Here is a 19,918-nt window from a genome sequence, read left to right as displayed (position 1 = left end):
ACACATGGAGATTACGATGGGTAAAAAACCCCCTTTGCCAATTCTTATCACCGGAGGAGGTCGACGTATCGGCCTCGCCGTCGCATGGCACTTTTTGAATCAGAAACAGCCGGTTATCGTCAGCTACCGCACGCATTATCCGGCCATTGATGGTTTGCGAGATGCGGGTGCGCTGTGTCTCCAGGCTGATTTTTCCAGCGACGAAGGCGTACTGGCCTTTGCTGATGAAGTCAAAACACAGACAGATGGCCTGCGCGCTATTGTGCATAATGCCAGCGCCTGGCTTGCAGAAAAGCCCGGTATTCCTCTGACCGAAGTCCTGGCTGCCATGATGCAGATTCACGTCAATACGCCCTACCTGCTCAACCATGCGCTGGAAGGATTGCTGCGCGGCCACGGACACGCAGCCAGCGATATTATCCATTTTACGGATTACGTTGTGGAGCGTGGCAGCGATAAGCACATTGCTTATGCTGCCAGCAAAGCGGCGCTGGACAATATGACCCGCTCGTTCGCACGCAAACTGGCACCGGAAGTGAAGGTAAACGCGATTGCCCCCTCGCTTATCCTGTTTAACGAGGGTGACGATGCAGAGTATCGCCAGCAGGCCTTGAACAAATCGCTGATGAAAACAGCGCCGGGTGAAAAAGAGGTCATTGATTTAATTGACTATCTGCTAACCAGTTGTTTTGTCACCGGGCGTAGTTTTGCCCTTGATGGTGGGCGTCATCTGCGTTAGTGCAGTTTAATCCAACAAAAAATCAGCAACCACGCGCTCAGGCCCCAGCACACCACTGAACCGCCGAGCGCAACGGGTAAGCGCATAAATCCGGTGAAATACCACAGCGAAACGAGGTAGACAAAATAGGGAATTATCGACCACATGCTGAAGACTATGGTTGTACGTAACGCTTCGATCCCACGTTCACTGGCCACAATATAGTGCGCAATCAACGCAAAGGTCGGGAACAACGGAATTAATCCGGCAATATAGTAGTTCTTTGTTTTCGCCAGCAAACCAATCAACACCACCACCAGCGCACCGAGCGCCGCTTTTATAACGAGTCCCATCACTCTGCCTTAACACATCAATAACATCGGCCTCTAGCATAACGGAAGCGTTCTCGTTTAGAAAAGATTAATGGAAGGAAAAACCTGGGCGGTGTATGTTGGCGTTTTATATTCAAAATGAATGATATGAACACCATCGTATTTGTTGAAGATGATCCCGACGTTGGCTCACTGATTGCGGCCTATCTGGCCCGGCATGATATTGAGGTTATCCTTGAACCTCGTGGTGATTTGGCTGAGGAGAGAATCCTGCAAGTTCAACCCGATCTGGTGTTATTAGATATCATGCTACCGGGCAAGGACGGCATGACTATCTGCCGCGATTTGCGTGGACGCTGGCAGGGTCCGATTGTCCTGCTCACCTCGCTGGACAGCGACATGAACCATATCCTGGCGTTGGAAATGGGCGCCTGTGACTATATTCTGAAAACCACGCCGCCAGCAGTGCTGTTGGCTCGTCTGCGCTTGCATCTGCGCCAGAATGAACATTCGGCCCAGGCTAAAGGCATTCAGGCGGCGACCATCACACCGCACACAACGCTACGCTTTGGCACACTCACTATCGACCCCACTAACCGCTCCGTGCTACTCGGTGGCGAGCAAGTCTCTCTTTCCACCGCCGATTTTGAATTACTGTGGGAACTGGCAACCCATGCAGGGCAGATTATGGACCGCGACGCGTTGCTGAAGAACCTGCGCGGCGTAAGCTATGACGGTATGGACCGCAGCGTCGATGTCGCGATTTCCCGGTTACGCAAAAAACTGCTCGATAACGCGACTGAACCTTATCGAATCAAAACAGTGCGCAACAAAGGTTACCTGTTTGCACCGCACGCCTGGGACGACGCGTCTCCAAAGTAATCCCACCGGCCGGTCACAATGATCGGCCAGATCCTTCACGAAACGTTACACTGTCACGAAAAGCTTTCTTTTGCGTCAACTGAACGTCAGTCCGTCGTATTTTTTCCAACGGTAATTTACGGCAGAAATAATCCAGCAGCAGATAAAAACGCCAATAATTGCAAAACCGACATTTCCCATATGGTCACTCAAATTGCTAACGGTATCCCACCATCCCCCCTGGAGGGAAAACGCGTCAGAGAGAAGTCCCAGCGCCTCCAGTCCACCAATAAATAGCGCGACAATCACCGAAGTCCCGGTAATGGTCATATTGTAATAGAGCTTACGTTGCGGCTTATTGAATGCCCATCCGTAGGCCTCAACCATCAGAATACTGTCCAGACAATCAATTAACGCCATGCCGCAGGTAAACAGCGCCGGGAACACGAGAATGGACCATACCGACATACCACTGGATGCGCTTGAAGCGGAAATGCCCAGCAGAGAAATTTCAGTGGCGGTATCAAAACCCAGACCAAACAGAAAACCGACAAAATACATATGCCAGTCTTTGCCGACCAACCGAAACGCCGAGCGGAAAAGCCAGTTCAGCGGACCCGAAACCGTAATATCTTCCGCGGTGGCATCGTAAGTCCCGGTGCGTTTTAGATGGCGGAAAGCCTTCCAGACATGGCAGAAAATAATGAGATTGACAGTGGCCAGAATCAGCAAAAACACGGCAGAAACCGTGGTCCCTATCAGGCCGCCGATATTCTGAAACCATGTCATGTGTTGCTTAAACACGCTGGTGGTTAGCGCAATGCCAATGCTTGCCAACACCACGATTGTGGAGTGACCGAGGGAAAACCAGGCTCCCGTCGTCAGGGCGCGTTTTTTCTGCTGCATGAGTTTGCGCGTAGCACTGTCTATCGCGGCGATATGATCGGCATCTACAGCGTGGCGCAAACCATAGCACCATGCGATCAAACTCAGCGCCAGTAACGAAGTGTTGTTGCTAAACGCGGTGAATGCCCACAACCACGCCACGATATTTGCCCCGATGAGTAAAACCATCAACAAAAGAATGTTCGGGCGTTTTTTTAATATTGAAAACAATGCGTTCATTGTTTCCAGCCTGTAAAATTTGCGCTAAACAACACTCCACACCGCCGTTCACTGATTGATTAATAAAACGTTTATCAGGCTAATGATAACTCTTAAGAATTACCTGCCCAGTGTCGTAGATCAAAGTTGGTTACTACTTGATGCGAGTTCCGCCATCGCAAACTCCGCAATGCGCAGGGGTATAGTCGCGCTGCCCCCCTCTTGCAGAAACCAGGCAGACGACAACCCACACCAGGCAATAATCCACATCAGTAGACGTTGTCGTTCAATCCCGGCGGTTTCAGACACAATATTTACCCGTTGGGTGAATATTTCGGGCTCAATGGCGACAGGTCTGGACGGGTCGGCAAGATCGGGGTTGGTAAAAATATTGGCATAATCAAAGCCACGCTCACCTACCAGTCCTTTAGGATCGATAGCCAGCCATCCTCTCGCGCCGAAATCCAGAATATTGCCGTGGTGTAGGTCACCGTGCAGTACCACCACCTCTTGCGGACAAGAAAGCAGCATTTTGGCGGTCTGCGCACAACTAAGCATGATCCCGCCATAAATTTGCGCTGTCGGTTCAAGATCGCGAAACCAGTGTTCAAGCGGCGTGAGTCGCGGTATTGAGGTATCTGGCGCAACATGCAGTCGACGGGCAGTATGGCAAATGAGTCGGCAGGCGCGCGCATCCTCGCCCGAGCGGGACATTTCAGTTAAAGAGTCAATCCCAGTGGCACGCTCTAACAGTATTGCCCCCTCCTCATGGGCCAGCACCTTCGCCGCCCCTATCCCGCGCCACCAAACCATCAGCCGGCAGCCGTTTTGCTCACTGTCATCACGCGTAAGTTTAAGGATAGCTTTCTTGTCACCGTGAATTGTCTTCACGGGTAACAATTGCGACGTACGGGTTACAAACGGAACACCATCCGGGACGAGTTCCCAGCGACTAAGGTAGGTACTAAACATGTGTTTTCCGAAGTATTGTCCACCCGCTTCAACCAGTGTAAATCGCCGGTGGGAACGTTTAGCGAGATAGGTATGGCATTATAGTGATGACGGAACGGGGCTACACTCTCCCTGTACAGAGTTTTATGCTGGTTTTAAAACTATAGCCCTCGAGAAATGGTTAACCGACAGATTATAAAACAGATCGTTTATCCTGTTTTTCGGCCAACGGCTCCCTAATATTAAGAATAAAATAAAATCATACCATCGCGAAAAACAGGGAGCGGAGAATTTCCGCCCCTGCGCTGTTTTTATCCTTCAGGTGATGATGTTCCCTCTCATCTCGCGCACTCACCTTGCGCAAAGACAGCCGTCGGCAGCAATTACTCTGTTAAGACGAGACTATTCACCTGGCCCAACTGCCGCCGAACCGAAAGTCGAACATGTTCGTTAATTCTCTCTTGTACATAATCAGGTCGAAATTCAAGACGTAAAAAAAGCTGCGTCTGTAGCCGGTTAAGCATATTCATCTTCTTCACCAGCGTGTCGACTCGCTGATAAAACAGCTTAGGGCTGGTACCAATTTGCCCGGCCGCGCTTTTCATTGAGTCGTTGAGCAACAGGCTATGTACAGTGGCCATGTCCTTGTGTGTCAGGTTTGCCATGGTTTTGAGATTAATAAGCAACGTCATTGCCATGCCATAAGACACCCCAGGACAATGGCGCAACTTTTCGTAGTAGCCTCGCAGAGAGGCTTTAGAGTCTACGGAGACCAGCGACGCCAGAGCATAAGAGAAGCTCCCGCAATTACCGATAAAAATAAACCGGGTCCTGGTTTCGTTACGACTAACGATGCGAATAAGCTCAGTCAATGAACGAAAGGAGGCCAGATCAATAATACACGTATCGATGCTGCGGTCACTGACCCCTTCCAACCGTTCCAGCGCAACCCGTAAGTAGCAATTTCGTGTTTCTATTCGATATGTCACTCTTATACCCTCTGAAAGAGGGGGGAGAACACTCCCCCTTCGCAATCTCCTCGGGGGGTTAGAAACTGATACTGATCCCAGCGATGCCCTGAATCGGTTCCTCTATGTAGCGCCCCTGGCGGTAGTTAAATTCGCCATACAGGGTCACATCTTTAGCCGGGTTCACGGTCATGCCTGCGGCATATTTTCCGGAGGTCCCATTCTGGTTATTCTTAAAGGAATTAACCTGATTAATTGCCGTTTCGTTCGAGTGCGCTAATTCCTGTTCGACGCTCATGCTCAGGTATGGGCGAAGTGCTGTATGACCCATGAGAAAATCCGTTCCGAAGCGGCTACCCGCTTCGGCCGTTAAGGAACGAGCCTTACCGGTATTCGCCTTCATACCATTATTCAGCGTGACGTTCGCATCGTTGATAAAAGTGCCGGTCATGCGCATAAACGGCTCGACGCGAACAGACTCCATCGGCATGAAGGTATATCCCGCTTCCAGGGCACTGCTTACGCCATACTGATGCCATTCACCTGTGGTTGTTCCACCATTGGTCATGCGCGCGTTCAATTTGCTCTCCAGTCGGTTGGCTTTCAGGACGCCATCCAGATAGAAGCCGCTATTGTCATACCATGTGCCGTATGCCCCAAGACCGTAGCTGTCGACCTTGCTGGTACCCCCGCGAGCATGCTTAACATTGTTGCTGGTCAGGGAGACAAAGCCGCCCGTAACGAGGTTGCCATTTTCAAAGACGCTCACCACATCGCTGCCGAATTCCATTCCATTCTGGTACAGTTTATAGGCTGCGCCATTGCTGGTTTCAGCGGCACTCTTTTTGCCAAGATAGTGTCCCCACACACTCCCTTCACCATGCGAGGCACTCTGGCTGCGGCCGTGGCGGTATACACGCTGGCCTTCCATTTCTCCACGCATAATATTCAGACCCGCATTTGCCAGACTTAGTACAGCGTCCGTCGATGGGGTAACAACCAGATTGCCGCCGCCATTGCCGCCAGTATTACCATCACCGCCATTACCACCACCATCTCCGCCATCTCCGCCATCTCCACCACCGTTTTCATCGGTCATCGCGCCGAGATACCAAACGTTGCCTACCATGGCGTCTTTTCCGGCCTCCTGCTTTAGAACGTACATATAAGTACCGCCGTCTACCGCACGCAAGCTTTCACCGACTGCCGTTTGCAGGGTGAAATCGATATTACCGCCCTGGTCATTTATCAGGTTGAGCGTGAGGTTGGTGTGATCGGTAATTTCTTTACCGGAATCCGCGACGGCTAACCCGAAACTGCCGTTGCCCTTTTCAATGGTGACAAAGTTTGCCGCGCCATCGGCAAGGGAAGTATTCAGTTGGAAAAGCCCCGTACCGTTGAGCTCACCTATCTGCAACGCCGAGTACCGTTCCTCAACGGTGGAATGAAACGCAACCGTGCCTTCATTCATGGTCAATTGGTCAATACGAGCAGCGATTGAGATGTCATTCTCCCTCGGAACCCAGACGGTCAAGGAGCCTTTATTGAGCGTGACGTCCGTTGCATTCGATCCCGCCAACATCAGCATACGACCGGTATTCTCAATTTGAGTTTTACCCACAGCCTCAGCCCCGGCATTCAGTGCAAAAAGACCGCCTTGAACGTTGGTGTCTTTCGCTATGCCGCCGTCAAGAACTTGCATAAAACCGTCTGTGATTTCACTACGTATCGCAACGCCTGCGACATAACTTCCACCACCGCTGATAGTGGTATCGGTCACCACTGCACCTTTGCGCACATCCTGCTCTCCGCTATTCAGCAGCGTATTTTGTGCCGTTCCGCCAAGCTGAACAATCTGCAAGCCACCGTTAATCGTTGTGTTCTGCACGATACCGCCGTCTTGAACATTTTGTGTGCCACCAGTGAGGTTGGTATTCCGTGCTGTACCGAAAACATTCTGCGTGCCGCCATTTACTGTCGTGCCAACGGCTAAACCATCCAGCCTAATAAACTGCACAGTATTTTTATCGTTTAAGGTGGCGTTAGACGCTTCGCTATTCGCCTCAACGATTTGAGTCGCATTGTCATTGAGCACAGAACCGTCAGAAATACCACCATTGACGACAGTTTCAGATGCGCTAGCGAATAGCTGATTATTATTGTTATTCCCCTCAACACGGATGGTGCCGTTAGAAGAGACCGTATCATTTGCCGTCCCCCCAGTGCTAATTTCGATGTCACCGCCAGTCTGAACAGTATTCATGAGCATTCCGCCCTGCTCGACGTAAATCTGTCCATCAGTGAGCTGAGAATCTGACGCCACACCACCGTCAACAAACAGTATTCCACCGTTGATCACTGTGTTGAAGGCATTCCCTCCTGCCCTAACCGACTGAAATCCCTTTTCAACAAGCACCGTACCGTTTGCTACACCACCATAATTTACGTGTTGCCCACTGAATACCGACGTTTTCCCCCCACCAACTGTGACATTATTCGCAACACCACCGTTGTCAATATACTGCTGCCCAGCTGTGGTAACTTGGGTATTATTAGCTACACCTGAGACATTTTGCTCACCGTTATTTTCTAACGTTGCATTTTCAGAAATACCACCTGCATGTACATTTTCTTTACCCCCTTTATCAACTGACGTTCCCTGAGACATTCCACCATCAAGAATATTTAAAGTCCCACCTGATTTAACAGTCACATCCTCGGCCACTTCTCCATCATTCACATCGATGATATTACCAGACGTTACGTCCGTGGCCTGTGCCAGCGGAGTAAAGGCCAGGGCCGAAGCGATCAATAAAGAAAGCGGATTCATTTTACAATGAAGCATTGTTATAACCTTTTTAGTTAAAAATTGAAATGCTGTATTTAAGGCAGCATGAAATTAAATAAAATATCAAATCGCAATTAGGTTTTCTTTTTTCCAGAAGTAGCCTTGAGCAATATCAGCCCCAGATTGAATACCGGTAATAAGTTCGTTTTCCGATGCCACACCTTCAATCAGCACTGGAATATTTTCCATAACGGTCTTAATGGAGTGAATGATGTTTTTCAGCGCAGGGGAGTTGATTTCGCTTTTGTCTATTTTAATACCATCAACGTTACCATTATATTCAGGCAAGCTCACCAAATCTGCAAAAGTAAAATCATCCACCCATATTCTCACACCATAAGAACGTAAGCTTCGGAGCTTTTTAAAAAATAAATAGCGGGTTTTATCATCGAGAGACTTGAGCGCAGATGCATCAGATATCTCTATACATATAGAGTTAAATGTAGCAATGCGATCAATGTCCAACTGACTCAGACACATAAATCCATCAATGGATAAGTTATAAAAACACCTATCGACAATGCGATCGGTCACGCGCTCGACCTGCTGCAGCAATAACTCGACCTGCTGACGACCGGATACATTGGCAAACCATTTTTCAGGATTACGTTCATAACGTAATTTGCTTAAGACTTCATATCCAACAATACGATTTTCCACTAAATCAATAAGCGGTTCGAGGCGGAAATGTTCAATATCAGTCAGCCACCGGTGAGTCGCGCAATTTATGAGGGTACTCATCATCTCTGTGCCCTGTCCTATTACTGTACGGAACGAGAATGCCGTCCGTTTCGATGAGCACAGTATTCAGATGATTCCGCCGCACAACAACACTATAATCCAATGTCACAAGCATTTATAGTATATATAACTAAATTATACCTATAGAATAGATTATAATTCCATATCAAGATTAACATATGACATCTAAGCACAAAGCGGAAATATAGGTCTATCATATAGAAATGCTCTACATAAGGAGACGAGCGATGCTGTATCTCATTGATGACATCGTCATCTATGATGCCTTAAACGGGACTTTGCGGCGGGCTGACGAAAAGGTAGCCGAAGCGACCCATTTGACGACAATTGCAAATAAGATTTTCTCTTTTCTGCTGCAACACCATGGTGCGCTAGTGACACGCAACACGTTGTTTGATGAGATATGGGAAAAAGAAGGTGTTGCCTCTTCATCAAACACGTTAAATCAGTACATCAGCCTTCTCAGAAAAATCTTGTCCGGGTATCTTGGTGATAAGGAAATTATCGTTACCGTCCCGCGTGCAGGATATTATTTGAGCAAAGAAATTAGCGTATCGCAAAAAATCACTGCGCGCCGACGAGTTCCTCATTGGCCCAGGTATGTCGTGGGAATAATGGTGTTCGCAGTGTTAGTAGCAGGCACATTCCTGTACACCTATCAACCAGATAAAATAATACCCCGTAAAATTGGAGAATTAAAAGGATGCCCTGTCTATGATATTTCAGGGGTGAAAAGTGATGTGGCAGATGCCTCAAGCTTCGCGGTCGCGGAAAAAGCATTGGAAATGAATAATCAAATCTGCACAAAAACAACCGCTTTTTATATTTATGCGCAGGAAGCATTACATTTGCACAAGCCTGCCCGAGTGATGTTCACCCGCTGCATTGAGTGGGATGACAACCGAGATACCTGCCAGAATATTTATTACTACACCTGGAACCGCTGATGAAAAAGAGCCCACTATTTTTATACGGTATCGGTACATTACTACTGATTATTTTTCTAGCTGTGGGTTACTGGTATTCACGGCATAACCTGGATTTTACCTGCTCATCATCAACGGCTTCTTTTTACACTAACAAAGGCAACGTTCCTTTTTTGAATTACACCCAAAGCGTGTCATTCACTCACAGCGGCAAGGCTTTTTTACATATATCCGGTAACATACATGACGCCGAAAATATGTACACGCTGAACCGTACCATAATATATAGTTATGAGCGAATTGCGCCAAATGAGTATAGCATGCAGGTGTTAACATCATCCTACGCAGGTAGCGACAGCGTTCCAGAAGCAATGGAAAAGAAATATTTCATGCCCATTATGTCCGGCGTCCAACGCATTTTTGGCATTCGTCAGTTGCCAACCGGCGATATGGTTATCTCGAACAACTCCGGCCCATTTCTCGTATGCGCAGTTCATTGAGGGTTTAGCCAGCACTCAGGTTTACGCCGCCCTCGCCCGTTCCAGACATGCTGCATTTATTACGGGCCTCATGGCTACGAGAATGCAGAAAGGGTTCATACAGTGTACTCTGCCAGGATAAGCGCGTTCGGTGTTGATCGGATTGAATTTTTGAATCCGTGCATCGGCGGATACAACAGTATCCTACAAAGGGAAACGCGCATTAGCTAACTTATTGAGCACCTGGTGATTTCTTATGAAGAAGCTGTTTGTGCAGTTTTACCTGTTACTGTTCGTCTGCTTTCTGGTAATGACCCTGCTGGTCGGACTGGTATACAAATTCACCGCAGAACGCGCAGGCAGACAGTCGCTCGACGATTTAATGAAAAGCTCGCTATACCTGATGCGCAGTGAGCTGCGTGAGATCCCGCCACGCGACTGGGGGAAAACGCTGAAGGAGATGGATTTAAACCTCTCTTTTGACCTGCGCGTTGAACCGCTGAATAAGTACACGCTGGACGCCCCAACTATGCAGCGTTTGCGAGAAGGCGATATCGTTGCGCTTGACGATCAATATACGTTTATTCAACGGATCCCTCGCAGCCACTATGTGCTGGCCGTCGGTCCGGTCCCCTATCTCTATTTTCTCCATCAAATGCGTTTGCTGGACATCGCACTGATGGCGTTCATTGCCATCTCGCTGGCATTCCCGGTGCTTATCTGGATGCGCCCACACTGGCAGGAGATGCTCCGACTGGAGGCCGCTGCGCAACGTTTTGGCGAAGGACATCTGGGCGAACGCCTCCATTTTGACAATGGTTCCAGCTTCGAGCGATTGGGTGTGGCATTTAACCAGATGGCGGACAATATCAATGCGCTAATCGCCAGTAAGAAACAACTAATCGATGGCATCGCCCATGAACTGCGTACCCCACTGGTTCGCTTACGTTACCGGCTGGAAATGAGTGATAACCTCACCGTGCAGGAATCTCAGGCGTTAAATCGAGATATCGGCCAACTGGAAGCGTTGATCGAAGAATTACTGACCTACGCCCGACTGGACCGTCCGCAAAATGAACTGAAGCTTAGCGTTCCTGACCTCCCTGTCTGGCTGACAACCCATCTGGAGGATGTGCAAAGCGTGAATCCTGAGCGGGCGGTGCGCTTACGCCATCTCCAGAGCGGTGATTACGGTGCGCTGGATATGCGCCTGATGGAGCGCGTACTGGATAATCTACTGAATAATGCCCTGCGCTATTGCCAGTCTACAGTTCAAGCGAGCCTGATGTTGAACGGCAATCAGGCGACGCTGGTTGTGGAAGACGACGGGCCCGGTATTGCTCCAGACGCCCGCGAACAAATTTTTGAACCGTTTGTTCGCCTTGACCCCAGCCGTGACCGGGCAACTGGTGGATGCGGGCTAGGGTTAGCCATCGTCCGCTCAATTGCGTTGGCTATGGGCGGTACGGTCGTCTGCGATGAAAGTGAACTTGGCGGAGCCCGCTTTTGTTTCAGTTGGCCCGTCTGGCATAACATTCCTGAAATTTCAGCTGCCTGACTCAGACTGCTCGGTGGTCAGGTGGCGGATGGTGTGCTATAAAAAAAGTATGTTGTAACTAAAATGGTAAACCTATGGCCCGTTACGATCTCGTCGACCGCCTGAACGGCACCTTCCGCCAGATGGAACAAGCGCTGGCGCTTCTGAACGAAAACCTGTTGCAGCAGACGCTGCTGGTTGCGCGCGTCTTCTCGTTACCGGAAGTGGTCAAGGAGGCAGAGCATGCCCCATTACAAAGCATTGATGTTAAGCAGCATTTAGGCAAAGAGGCTGAAACGCTGGCGCTAGGCCACTATCGTCACCTGTTTATCCAGCAACAATCCGAGAATCGGAGCAGCAAAGCGGCCGTCCGCCTGCCTGGTGTGTTGTGTTATCAGGTGGATAGCGCTAGCCACCGTGTTCTGGAAGAACAAATACAACGCATTAACCAGCTAAAAACGACCTTCGAGCGTATCGTCACGGTGGAGTCCGGGCTGGCGTCGGCGGCGCGTTTCGAATGGGTGCATCGCCACCTGCCGGGACTGATTACGCTGAATGCCTATCGCACGCTCACCCTGGTCAGAGACCCTGCTACTCTGCGCTTCGGCTGGGCCAACAAGCACATTATTAAAAATCTGAAACGCGATGAAGTTCTGCAGCAACTGGAAAAAAGCCTGGCGTCACCACGCAGCGTGCATCCCTGGACGCGTGAAGAGTGGCAGGCAAAGCTTGAGCGGGAATATCGGGATGTCGCCGCCCTGGGACAACATGCCCGCCTGAAGATCAAACGACCGGTAAAAGTGCAGCCCATCGCCCGCGTCTGGTACAAAGGAGAGCAAAAGCAGGTACAGTATGCCTGCCCTACGCCATTGATCGCGCTCCTCAACAACGAGAACGGCATGACCGTACCGGATATCGGCGAGTTACTGAATTACGATGCCGACAATGTTCAGCATCGTTTTAAACCTCAGGCGCAGCCGCTGAGATTGGTAATTCCCCGGCTGCACCTGTACGTTGCTGATTAACTGCCTGGCCGCATGCTGCCAACCATCAGCTCCGGGCGTACCCAACTGTCAAACTCCGCTTCGGTGAGATATCCCAGCGCCAGAGCGGAGGCTTTTAACGTCAGCCCCTCTTTGTGCGCCTTTTTGGCAATTTCAGCCGCTTTATCATACCCGATATGGGTATTGAGCGCCGTCACCAGCATCAGCGACTCATTGAGCAATTGATCGATTCGCTCACGGTTGGGCTCAATTCCCGTCGCGCAGTGCTCGTTAAAGCTTTCCATACCGTCAGCCAGCAAACGTACCGACTGCAGGAAGTTGTGGATAACCATCGGCCGGTAAACGTTGAGCTCAAAGTTACCTGACGCCCCGCCCATATTGATGGCGACATCGTTGCCCATTACCTGACAGCACAGCATGGTCAGCGCTTCACACTGGGTAGGATTGACCTTGCCCGGCATGATCGAACTGCCCGGTTCATTTTCCGGAATCGAAATTTCGCCGATACCGCAACGCGGGCCGGATGCTAGCCAGCGTACATCGTTGGCGATTTTCATCAGTGACACCGCCAGCCCTTTTAGCGCGCCGTGGGCATGAACCAGAGCATCGCAGGTGGCCAGCGCTTCAAATTTATTCGGTGCGGTAACGAACGGCGCACAAGTGATAACCCGCAGTTCATCCGCGACCCGGCGAGCATATTCCGGATGGGTGTTCAGCCCGGTTCCTACCGCGGTTCCCCCCAGCGCCAGTTCCGCCACGTGAGGTAAACTGTTTTCAATGTGTCTGAGGTTATGTTCGAGCATGGCTACCCAGCCGGAAATCTCCTGGCCAAGCGTAAGCGGGGTTGCATCTTGCAGGTGCGTGCGGCCAATTTTGACGATATCGGCAAAAGCGTGAGACTTATCATTAAGCGTTTTGGTCAACACATTTAATTGCGGGATCAGAGAGTTACGCAGCGCCAGCAGCGCGGCAACGTGCATCGCGGTTGGGAAGACATCATTCGAGCTTTGGCTCTTATTAACATCATCATTGGGGTGTACTTTGCGTTCCATCCCTCGTACACCGCCCAGCAATTCGCTGGCCCGGTTTGCCAGCACCTCGTTCATATTCATATTGCTTTGCGTGCCAGAGCCGGTTTGCCAGATGGCCAGTGGAAACTCTTCGCGGTGTTTATCCGCCAACACCTCATCTGCGGCCTGCATAATAGCCCTGGCTTTATCCTCCGCCAACAGCCCGAGATCCTGGTTAACCTTTGCAGCGGCGCGTTTTGTCAGCGCCAGCGCATGGATCAGCGAGACCGGCATTTTCTCCGTAGAGATACGAAAATGTTCCAGCGAACGTTGGGTTTGCGCGCCCCAAAGCTTATCGGCAGGAACATCAATTGCGCCCATTGAATCATTCTCGCGGCGTACCGTTACCATTACCTGCTCCTTACATTAACAATTGATTAGGTTATGTTTCGACATTGCCCATTTGCATTGGTCTTATGAGTATTAACGAGGATTAATCTGTCGTTTGGTGGTTCGTGCGATAAAAAAACCGCCCCGAAGGGCGGCTGACGTTACTTAACGCAGCGTGCGCACTGCGACGTCTGAATTTGCTTAAAGAAATCGTTGCCTTTGTCATCGACCAGGATAAACGCCGGGAAATCTTCCACTTCAATTTTCCAGATAGCTTCCATCCCGAGTTCCGGGTATTCGACACACTCCAGACTCTTGATGCTGCCCTGGGCCAATACCGCAGCTGGGCCGCCAATACTGCCTAAGTAGAAACCGCCATGCTTATGACAGGCGTCGGTCACCTGCTGGCTACGGTTGCCTTTCGCCAGCATGATCATGCTCCCACCCGCGGCCTGAAGCTGATCAACATACGAGTCCATACGCCCGGCCGTAGTTGGGCCAAGCGAACCAGATGCATAGCCTTCCGGCGTTTTTGCCGGACCGGCGTAATAGATTGGGTGATCTTTAACATACTGCGGCAAACATTCGCCGTTATCCAGACGTTCTTTCAGTTTCGCATGCGCAATATCACGGCCAACAATGATTGTACCGTTAAGCGACAAACGCGTAGAAACTGGGTACTGAGACAGCTGGGCCAGGATCTCTTTCATCGGACGATTGAGATCAACGCGCACCGCTTCACCCTCTCCTGCCTGGCGCAGCTCTTCTGGTATGTATTTTCCAGGATTATGCTCCAATTTTTCGATCCAGATACCTTCGCGGTTGATCTTAGCTTTGATATTTCGATCGGCTGAGCAAGAAACGCCCATACCAACCGGACACGACGCGCCGTGACGCGGCAGACGGATCACGCGGATGTCATGAGCGAAGTACTTCCCGCCAAATTGCGCGCCCAGCCCCAAATTCTGCGCCTCAATCAGCAATTCTTTTTCCAGTTCCACATCGCGGAATGCCTGACCGTGTTCGTTACCTTCGGTCGGTAGCTCATCGTAGTATTTCGCAGAGGCCAGTTTCACCGTTTTCAGCGTCGCTTCCGCTGACGTACCGCCAATAACAAACGCGATGTGATACGGCGGACAAGCCGCTGTACCCAGCGTACGCATCTTCTCAACCAGGTAGTTTTTTAATTTGCCCGGCGTGAGCAGCGCTTTGGTTTCCTGGTACAGATAGGTTTTGTTCGCCGAACCACCACCTTTGGCAATACACAGGAATTTATATTCGTCGCCATCGACAGTATACAAATCTATTTGTGCAGGCAGATTAGTACCGGTGTTTACCTCTTTATACATATCCAGTGCGGCGTTTTGTGAATAGCGCAGGTTGTCTTCGATGTAAGTGTTATACACACCACGCGCCAGTGCCGCTTCATCACCGCCGCCGGTCCAGACGCGCTGACCTTTTTTACCTACGATTATCGCGGTTCCGGTGTCCTGACAGGTAGGCAAAATACCCTTAGCCGCAATGTCCGAGTTACGCAGGAATTGCAGCGCCACATATTTGTCGTTTTCGCTGGCTTCCGGGTCTCGCAGAATATCGGCCACCTGCTGTTGATGCGCAGGACGCAGCATAAACGACGCATCATGGAAGGCCTGACGGGCCAGCAGAGTTAAGGCTTGTGGTTCTACTTTAACAATCTCCTGCCCTTCAAATTCGGCAACGGAGACATGTTCGCTGGTCAGCAGATAGTATTCGGTATCATCCTTTTTGAGGGGGAAAGGATGCTGATAATGAAAGGGTTTGTTTGACATTGTGCTCTCACTTACTGCTCGGTCTGGTTATTCTCTGGGCAGATGTTCCATTGCCCTGCTTCCCTGCCGCAGGCCGGAATGTAGAAAGAAAGGTTTCTGCAACCGGAATTGCTCAGGGTATTAAAAGCGAGTCACCATATCCTACACAATTTTTTAACAAAAACTGAGACAAGTACGACTTTTTACATGTGCAGGTTACTTCCCTCTGGGTTTCTTGGTTTAATAGCCGCAGAAAATTCCACATTGAAACAGGGCTTGAGAATGCAAAAACTCATCAACTCAGTGCAAAATTACGCCTGGGGAAGTAAAACTGCGTTAACGGAACTTTATGGGATTGCCAACCCCACTCAGCAACCGATGGCTGAGCTGTGGATGGGTGCGCATCCGAAAAGCAGTTCGCAGGTTATGGGCGCTGACGGCCAGACGATCGCTCTACGCGATGTCATCGAACGCGATAAAACCGCACTGCTAGGCGATGCCGTTGCGAAACGCTTTGGTGAACTGCCTTTCCTGTTTAAAGTTCTCTGCGCCGCGCAACCTCTTTCGATTCAGGTTCATCCTAATAAGCACAACTCTGAAATTGGATTTGCCAAAGAAAACGCAGCCGGGATCCCGATGGATGCCGCCGAGCGTAACTACAAAGATCCTAACCACAAACCGGAACTGGTTTTTGCTTTAACGCCTTTCCTGGCGATGAATGCATTTCGCGAATTCTCTGACATTGTTGCCTTGTTACAGCCCGTCTCCGCCGCGCATCCGGCTATTGCGCATTTCCTGCAGGAACCAGGCGCAGAACGTCTGAGCTATCTTTTCGCCAGTTTGCTGAATATGCAAGATGAGGAGAAATCCCATGCGCTGGCGGTCCTGAAATCGGCGTTGAACAGCCAGCAGGGTGAACCCTGGCAAACCATTCGCCTGGTAGCCGACTTCTACCCGAACGACAGCGGGCTCTTCTCTCCGCTGCTGCTTAATGTGGTGAAGCTCAATCCAGGCGAAGCGATGTTCCTGTTTGCCGAAACACCACACGCCTACCTGCAAGGTGTGGCGCTTGAGGTAATGGCTAACTCAGACAACGTGCTGCGTGCCGGACTAACGCCAAAATATATTGATATCCCTGAGCTGGTCGCCAACGTTAAGTTTGTCGCCAAGCCTGCAAACCAGTTGCTGACCACACCGGTTAAGACGGATGGCGAACTGGACTTCCCCATTCCGGTCGATGATTTCGCGTTCTCCCTACATGAACTGACCGTCGGTGATGCAGAAATCAGCCAGCAAAGTGCGGCTATTTTATTCTGCATTGAGGGAGAAGCCGTGCTGAGCAAAGGCGAGCAGCGTTTGGTCCTGTTGCCGGGTGAGTCGGCCTTTATCAGCGCAAATGAATCGCCGGTAAACGTCAGCGGCAAGGGCCGTTTAGCTCGGGTTTATAACAAGCTGTAGCAAGATACTGATATTTTTAACAACTCTTGCTAAGCTGTAGTGAGTTTAAGACATGTCACTCCTCCAGGCGTCTTCAAACGCCTGGTTTTATTTTATGGATATCAAAATGAAAAAATCGCTGGTAGCTGCGGGTGTGGTGGTTGCACTGGGTATCGTCTGGACGGGCGGCGCCTGGTACACAGGAAAAAAACTCGAAACGCATCTCGCCGAGATGGTAACTCAGGCAAACGATCAGTTAAAACGCTACTCCCCTGAGGCGGGCATTGAACTGAGTTATCAGAACTACCAGCGCGGCGTGTTCAATAGCCAACTGCAGTTGGTGGTCAAACCCATCGTCGGGCAGCCAGATTCCTGGCTGAAACCAGGACAAAGCATCGTCCTGAATGAAACCGTGGATCACGGTCCTTTCCCGCTGGCGCAACTGAAATCACTGAATCTTGTCCCTGCTATGGCCTCAGTGAAAACAACGCTGGTGAATAACGACGTTACCAAACCACTGTTTGATATTGCCAAAGGCGAGACGCCATTTGTCATTAACTCCCGTATTGGCTACAGCGGGGATACCCGTTCCGATCTCTCCCTCAAACCGTTGAACTATGAGAAAGGCGACGAAAAAGTGGCCTTCAGCGGCGGGGAATTCCAGTTCACAGCAGACAAAGATGGTAATGCAGTGTCGTTGACTGGTGAGGCGCAAAGTGGCCTGGTTAATGCGGTTAATGAGTACGATCAGAAAGTACAAGTTACTTTCAATAATCTAAAAACTGAAGGTTCCAGCAGCATCGCCAGCTTTGGTGAGCGCATCGGCGATCAGAAATTATCACTCGAAAAGCTGTCGATTTCAGTCGAGGGTAAAGAGTTGGCGGTTCTGGAAGGCATGGGTATTGATGGCAAATCCGATCTGATCAACGATGGCAAAACCGTTAACAGCCAACTGGATTACACCCTCAACAGCCTTAAACTGCAGGGCCAGGATATGGGGAGCGGTAAGCTGACGCTGAAAGTGGGCCAGATTGATGGTGAAGCGCTGCACCAGTTCAGCCAGCAGTATAGCGCCCAAACCAAAGCGCTGATGGCGCAGATTGATGTAGTGCAAAATCCTGAGCTTTATCAGCAGAAAGTCACTGAAGCCTTCTTTAATGCGCTGCCAATCCTGATGAAAGGCGAACCGGTTATCACCATTGCCCCGCTGAGCTGGAAGAACGCAAAAGGGGAAACCGCATTTAATCTGTCACTGCTGCTAAAAGATCCGACCGCAAACACCGAGGAACCACAAACCCTGGCCCAGGAAGTGGATCGTTCTGTCAAATCGCTGGATGCTAAACTGACCATCCCTGTCGATATGGCGACTGAGTTCATGACGCAGATTGCCAAACTGGAAGGGTATCAGCAGGAAGAAGCGGCGGGTTTGGCAAAGCAACAGGTTAATGGCCTCGCGGCGATGGGTCAGATGTTCCGTATTACTACGCTGCAGGACAACGTTATCGGCTCCAGCCTGCAATACGCAAACGGCCAGGTGACGCTGAACGGACAAAAAATGCCGCTTGATGAGTTTGTTGGCATGTTCGGCATGCCTTCGCTCACAGAGCCGGACGTTCCTGCCATTCCGCAACAGTAATAACGTCTGTACAACAGGCCCGATAACAGTGTTATCGGGTTTTTTTTATTCAGTTGCCACCAGGTGAGCGGAAAGCGTTAGATTGCGCGAATGACCTTCATCGTGACCAATGCGTTGTAGCATACGTTCTGCAAGGGTGTATCCCATTTCACGCGCGGGCGTGCAAGCCCAGATAATGGGGATATCGTCCAGCGCGTTTTCCGCCACATCAGCGAAACCGGCCAACGATATTTGCTGTTCGAAATAGCGGTCTACGCCAATTTCACCACTCTGACGACCAGCTCTCATCAGGCCGAACCAGGCACCTATGGCGATTATTTCGTTGTAGCACACTACCGCGCTGATTGTCGGATTGCGCCGTAGCAGCGCCGTCACCTCTTCTGCAGCCTGCTTCTGGCTGGATGAGCACTCCAGCACCCAGTCGCTATGAAACGGTAAACCATATTTTAGCAACGTGGCGCAATAACCGCCGACGCGCTCAGCCCGGGTCAATGAAGAACTCTGCCCCCCCAGCCAGGCAATTCGCTGATGTCCGTGACGAATGAGATGTTCAACCAGTAACTGCGCAGCCTGCATGTTATCGGGCCTGACGGTGTCAACGTCATCCATGTAGCTGGCTCGGGATGCAAATACCACCGGGATCCCTTTATCAGCGGCCAGTCGTTGCAGTGTGTCACTACTGCCGGCTGCTCCGGCAATGACCACGCCATCAACCCCCTGGTTGATCAACATCGCGAAACGCTGCGCCAACTGTTCGCCATCCTTACCACCGTGCAGTAAGAAGACCATGCGCCCCTGCGCTTCTAACGCTTCCGTCAGCCCCGCCGTCAACTCGGCATAAAACGGCGTAGACAGATCGCGCACAATCAAACCAATTACCCCGCTCTGCCCACCGCGCAGCGCAGATGCCTGGCGGTTACGCACAAACCCCAGTTGCTCAATAGCAGCATTCACCCGTTCACCGGTCGCTGATGAAATTCGCCCTTTTCCACTGAGCACCAATGAGACGGTACTGACCGAAACCCCCGCAGCCAGCGCGACATCATGAATGGTTATTTTTTTGGCTATAGCCATAAAAACAGCAAACTCCCCGATAACGTGACGGATAAAACGTTTTATCAATCACTTATATTTATACGCCCTATTATCATTCGATAATGTGATTTAT

17 protein-coding genes are annotated in these 19,918 nt (G+C 50.5%); 8 read left to right on the top strand and 9 right to left on the bottom strand.

Features of this window, described 5'->3' with window-relative positions; translation table 11 throughout:
* Positions 1-16 precede the first annotated feature (16 nt).
* Positions 17-739 (top strand): dihydromonapterin reductase, encoded by a 723-nt coding sequence (gene folM / locus E1B03_RS12810; protein ID WP_103770008.1) that lies wholly within the window; start codon positions 17-19, stop codon positions 737-739.
* Here the strand turns inward: folM and E1B03_RS12805 are convergent.
* Positions 736-1,071, bottom strand: coding sequence for a GlpM family protein (locus tag E1B03_RS12805; RefSeq protein WP_103770009.1), 336 nt, complete (start codon positions 1,069-1,071; stop codon positions 736-738). The two genes, folM and E1B03_RS12805, sit on opposite strands and share 4 nt — an antisense overlap.
* A gap of 126 nt (positions 1,072-1,197) precedes the next feature.
* On the opposite strand from E1B03_RS12805, the gene rstA reads away from it, so the two are divergent.
* Positions 1,198-1,932, top strand: coding sequence for a two-component system response regulator RstA (rstA, locus tag E1B03_RS12800; RefSeq protein ID WP_181012786.1), 735 nt, complete (start codon positions 1,198-1,200; stop codon positions 1,930-1,932).
* 75 nt (positions 1,933-2,007) lie between these two features.
* Here the strand turns inward: rstA and E1B03_RS12795 are convergent, their stop codons facing one another.
* The 5 genes from E1B03_RS12795 to E1B03_RS12775 all read right to left on the bottom strand — a co-directional run bounded on the left by E1B03_RS12795 (position 2,008) and on the right by E1B03_RS12775 (position 8,526).
* Positions 2,008-3,036, bottom strand: a complete 1,029-nt coding sequence (locus tag E1B03_RS12795) for a HoxN/HupN/NixA family nickel/cobalt transporter (protein ID WP_103770011.1) — start codon at positions 3,034-3,036, stop codon at positions 2,008-2,010.
* A gap of 120 nt (positions 3,037-3,156) precedes the next feature.
* Complete coding sequence (locus E1B03_RS12790) at positions 3,157-3,987, bottom strand: aminoglycoside phosphotransferase family protein (protein ID WP_133086327.1); 831 nt, start codon at positions 3,985-3,987, stop codon at positions 3,157-3,159.
* 362 nt (positions 3,988-4,349) lie between these two features.
* Positions 4,350-4,955 (bottom strand): hypothetical protein, encoded by a 606-nt coding sequence (locus E1B03_RS12785; RefSeq protein WP_133086326.1) that lies wholly within the window; start codon positions 4,953-4,955, stop codon positions 4,350-4,352.
* Positions 4,956-5,013: 58 nt separating this feature from the next.
* Positions 5,014-7,779, bottom strand: a complete 2,766-nt coding sequence (locus E1B03_RS12780) for an autotransporter outer membrane beta-barrel domain-containing protein (RefSeq protein WP_133086325.1) — start codon at positions 7,777-7,779, stop codon at positions 5,014-5,016.
* 66 nt (positions 7,780-7,845) lie between these two features.
* Complete coding sequence (locus E1B03_RS12775) at positions 7,846-8,526, bottom strand: EAL domain-containing protein (protein WP_133086324.1); 681 nt, start codon at positions 8,524-8,526, stop codon at positions 7,846-7,848.
* Between the two features lie 245 nt (positions 8,527-8,771).
* Between E1B03_RS12775 and E1B03_RS12770 the strand changes: the two genes are divergently transcribed.
* The 4 genes from E1B03_RS12770 to tus all read left to right on the top strand — a co-directional run bounded on the left by E1B03_RS12770 (position 8,772) and on the right by tus (position 12,511).
* Positions 8,772-9,491 (top strand): winged helix-turn-helix domain-containing protein, encoded by a 720-nt coding sequence (locus E1B03_RS12770; RefSeq protein WP_165955311.1) that lies wholly within the window; start codon positions 8,772-8,774, stop codon positions 9,489-9,491.
* Positions 9,491-9,970 (top strand): hypothetical protein, encoded by a 480-nt coding sequence (locus E1B03_RS12765; protein ID WP_103770017.1) that lies wholly within the window; start codon positions 9,491-9,493, stop codon positions 9,968-9,970. Before E1B03_RS12770 ends, E1B03_RS12765 begins: the two co-directional genes overlap by 1 nt.
* Positions 9,971-10,205: 235 nt before the next feature.
* On the top strand, positions 10,206-11,507 hold the full coding sequence (gene rstB / locus E1B03_RS12760; protein ID WP_103770018.1) for a two-component system sensor histidine kinase RstB: 1,302 nt from the start codon (positions 10,206-10,208) through the stop codon (positions 11,505-11,507).
* A gap of 74 nt (positions 11,508-11,581) precedes the next feature.
* The gene (gene tus / locus E1B03_RS12755) at positions 11,582-12,511 is read left to right on the top strand and encodes a DNA replication terminus site-binding protein (RefSeq protein WP_103770019.1); all 930 of its coding nucleotides are present in this window, start codon (positions 11,582-11,584) and stop codon (positions 12,509-12,511) included.
* Here the strand turns inward: tus and fumC are convergent.
* Together fumC and fumB are read right to left on the bottom strand one after the other, a co-directional pair.
* Positions 12,508-13,911 (bottom strand): class II fumarate hydratase, encoded by a 1,404-nt coding sequence (gene fumC / locus E1B03_RS12750; protein ID WP_133086323.1) that lies wholly within the window; start codon positions 13,909-13,911, stop codon positions 12,508-12,510. The genes tus and fumC overlap by 4 nt on opposite strands.
* A 140-nt stretch (positions 13,912-14,051) precedes the next feature.
* Positions 14,052-15,698 (bottom strand): class I fumarate hydratase, encoded by a 1,647-nt coding sequence (fumB, locus tag E1B03_RS12745; protein WP_133086322.1) that lies wholly within the window; start codon positions 15,696-15,698, stop codon positions 14,052-14,054.
* 261 nt (positions 15,699-15,959) lie between these two features.
* Between fumB and manA the strand changes: the two genes are divergently transcribed.
* Positions 15,960-17,135 (top strand): mannose-6-phosphate isomerase, encoded by a 1,176-nt coding sequence (gene manA, locus E1B03_RS12740; protein WP_103770022.1) that lies wholly within the window; start codon positions 15,960-15,962, stop codon positions 17,133-17,135.
* A 106-nt stretch (positions 17,136-17,241) separates the two neighbouring features.
* Positions 17,242-18,750 carry a YdgA family protein gene (locus E1B03_RS12735; RefSeq protein ID WP_133086321.1) on the top strand — a complete coding sequence of 503 codons (1,509 nt, stop codon included), beginning with the start codon at positions 17,242-17,244 and terminating at the stop codon, positions 18,748-18,750.
* Between the two features lie 45 nt (positions 18,751-18,795).
* On the opposite strand, the gene E1B03_RS12730 is transcribed toward E1B03_RS12735, so the two are convergent.
* On the bottom strand, positions 18,796-19,824 hold the full coding sequence (locus tag E1B03_RS12730) for a Mal regulon transcriptional regulator MalI (protein WP_133086320.1): 1,029 nt from the start codon (positions 19,822-19,824) through the stop codon (positions 18,796-18,798).
* Positions 19,825-19,918: the final 94 nt, after the last annotated feature.

This window comes from Citrobacter arsenatis (assembly GCF_004353845.1).
In the GTDB taxonomy this organism is placed as follows: domain Bacteria; phylum Pseudomonadota; class Gammaproteobacteria; order Enterobacterales; family Enterobacteriaceae; genus Citrobacter; species Citrobacter arsenatis.
This window is presented reverse-complemented; position numbering and strand designations above follow the sequence as displayed.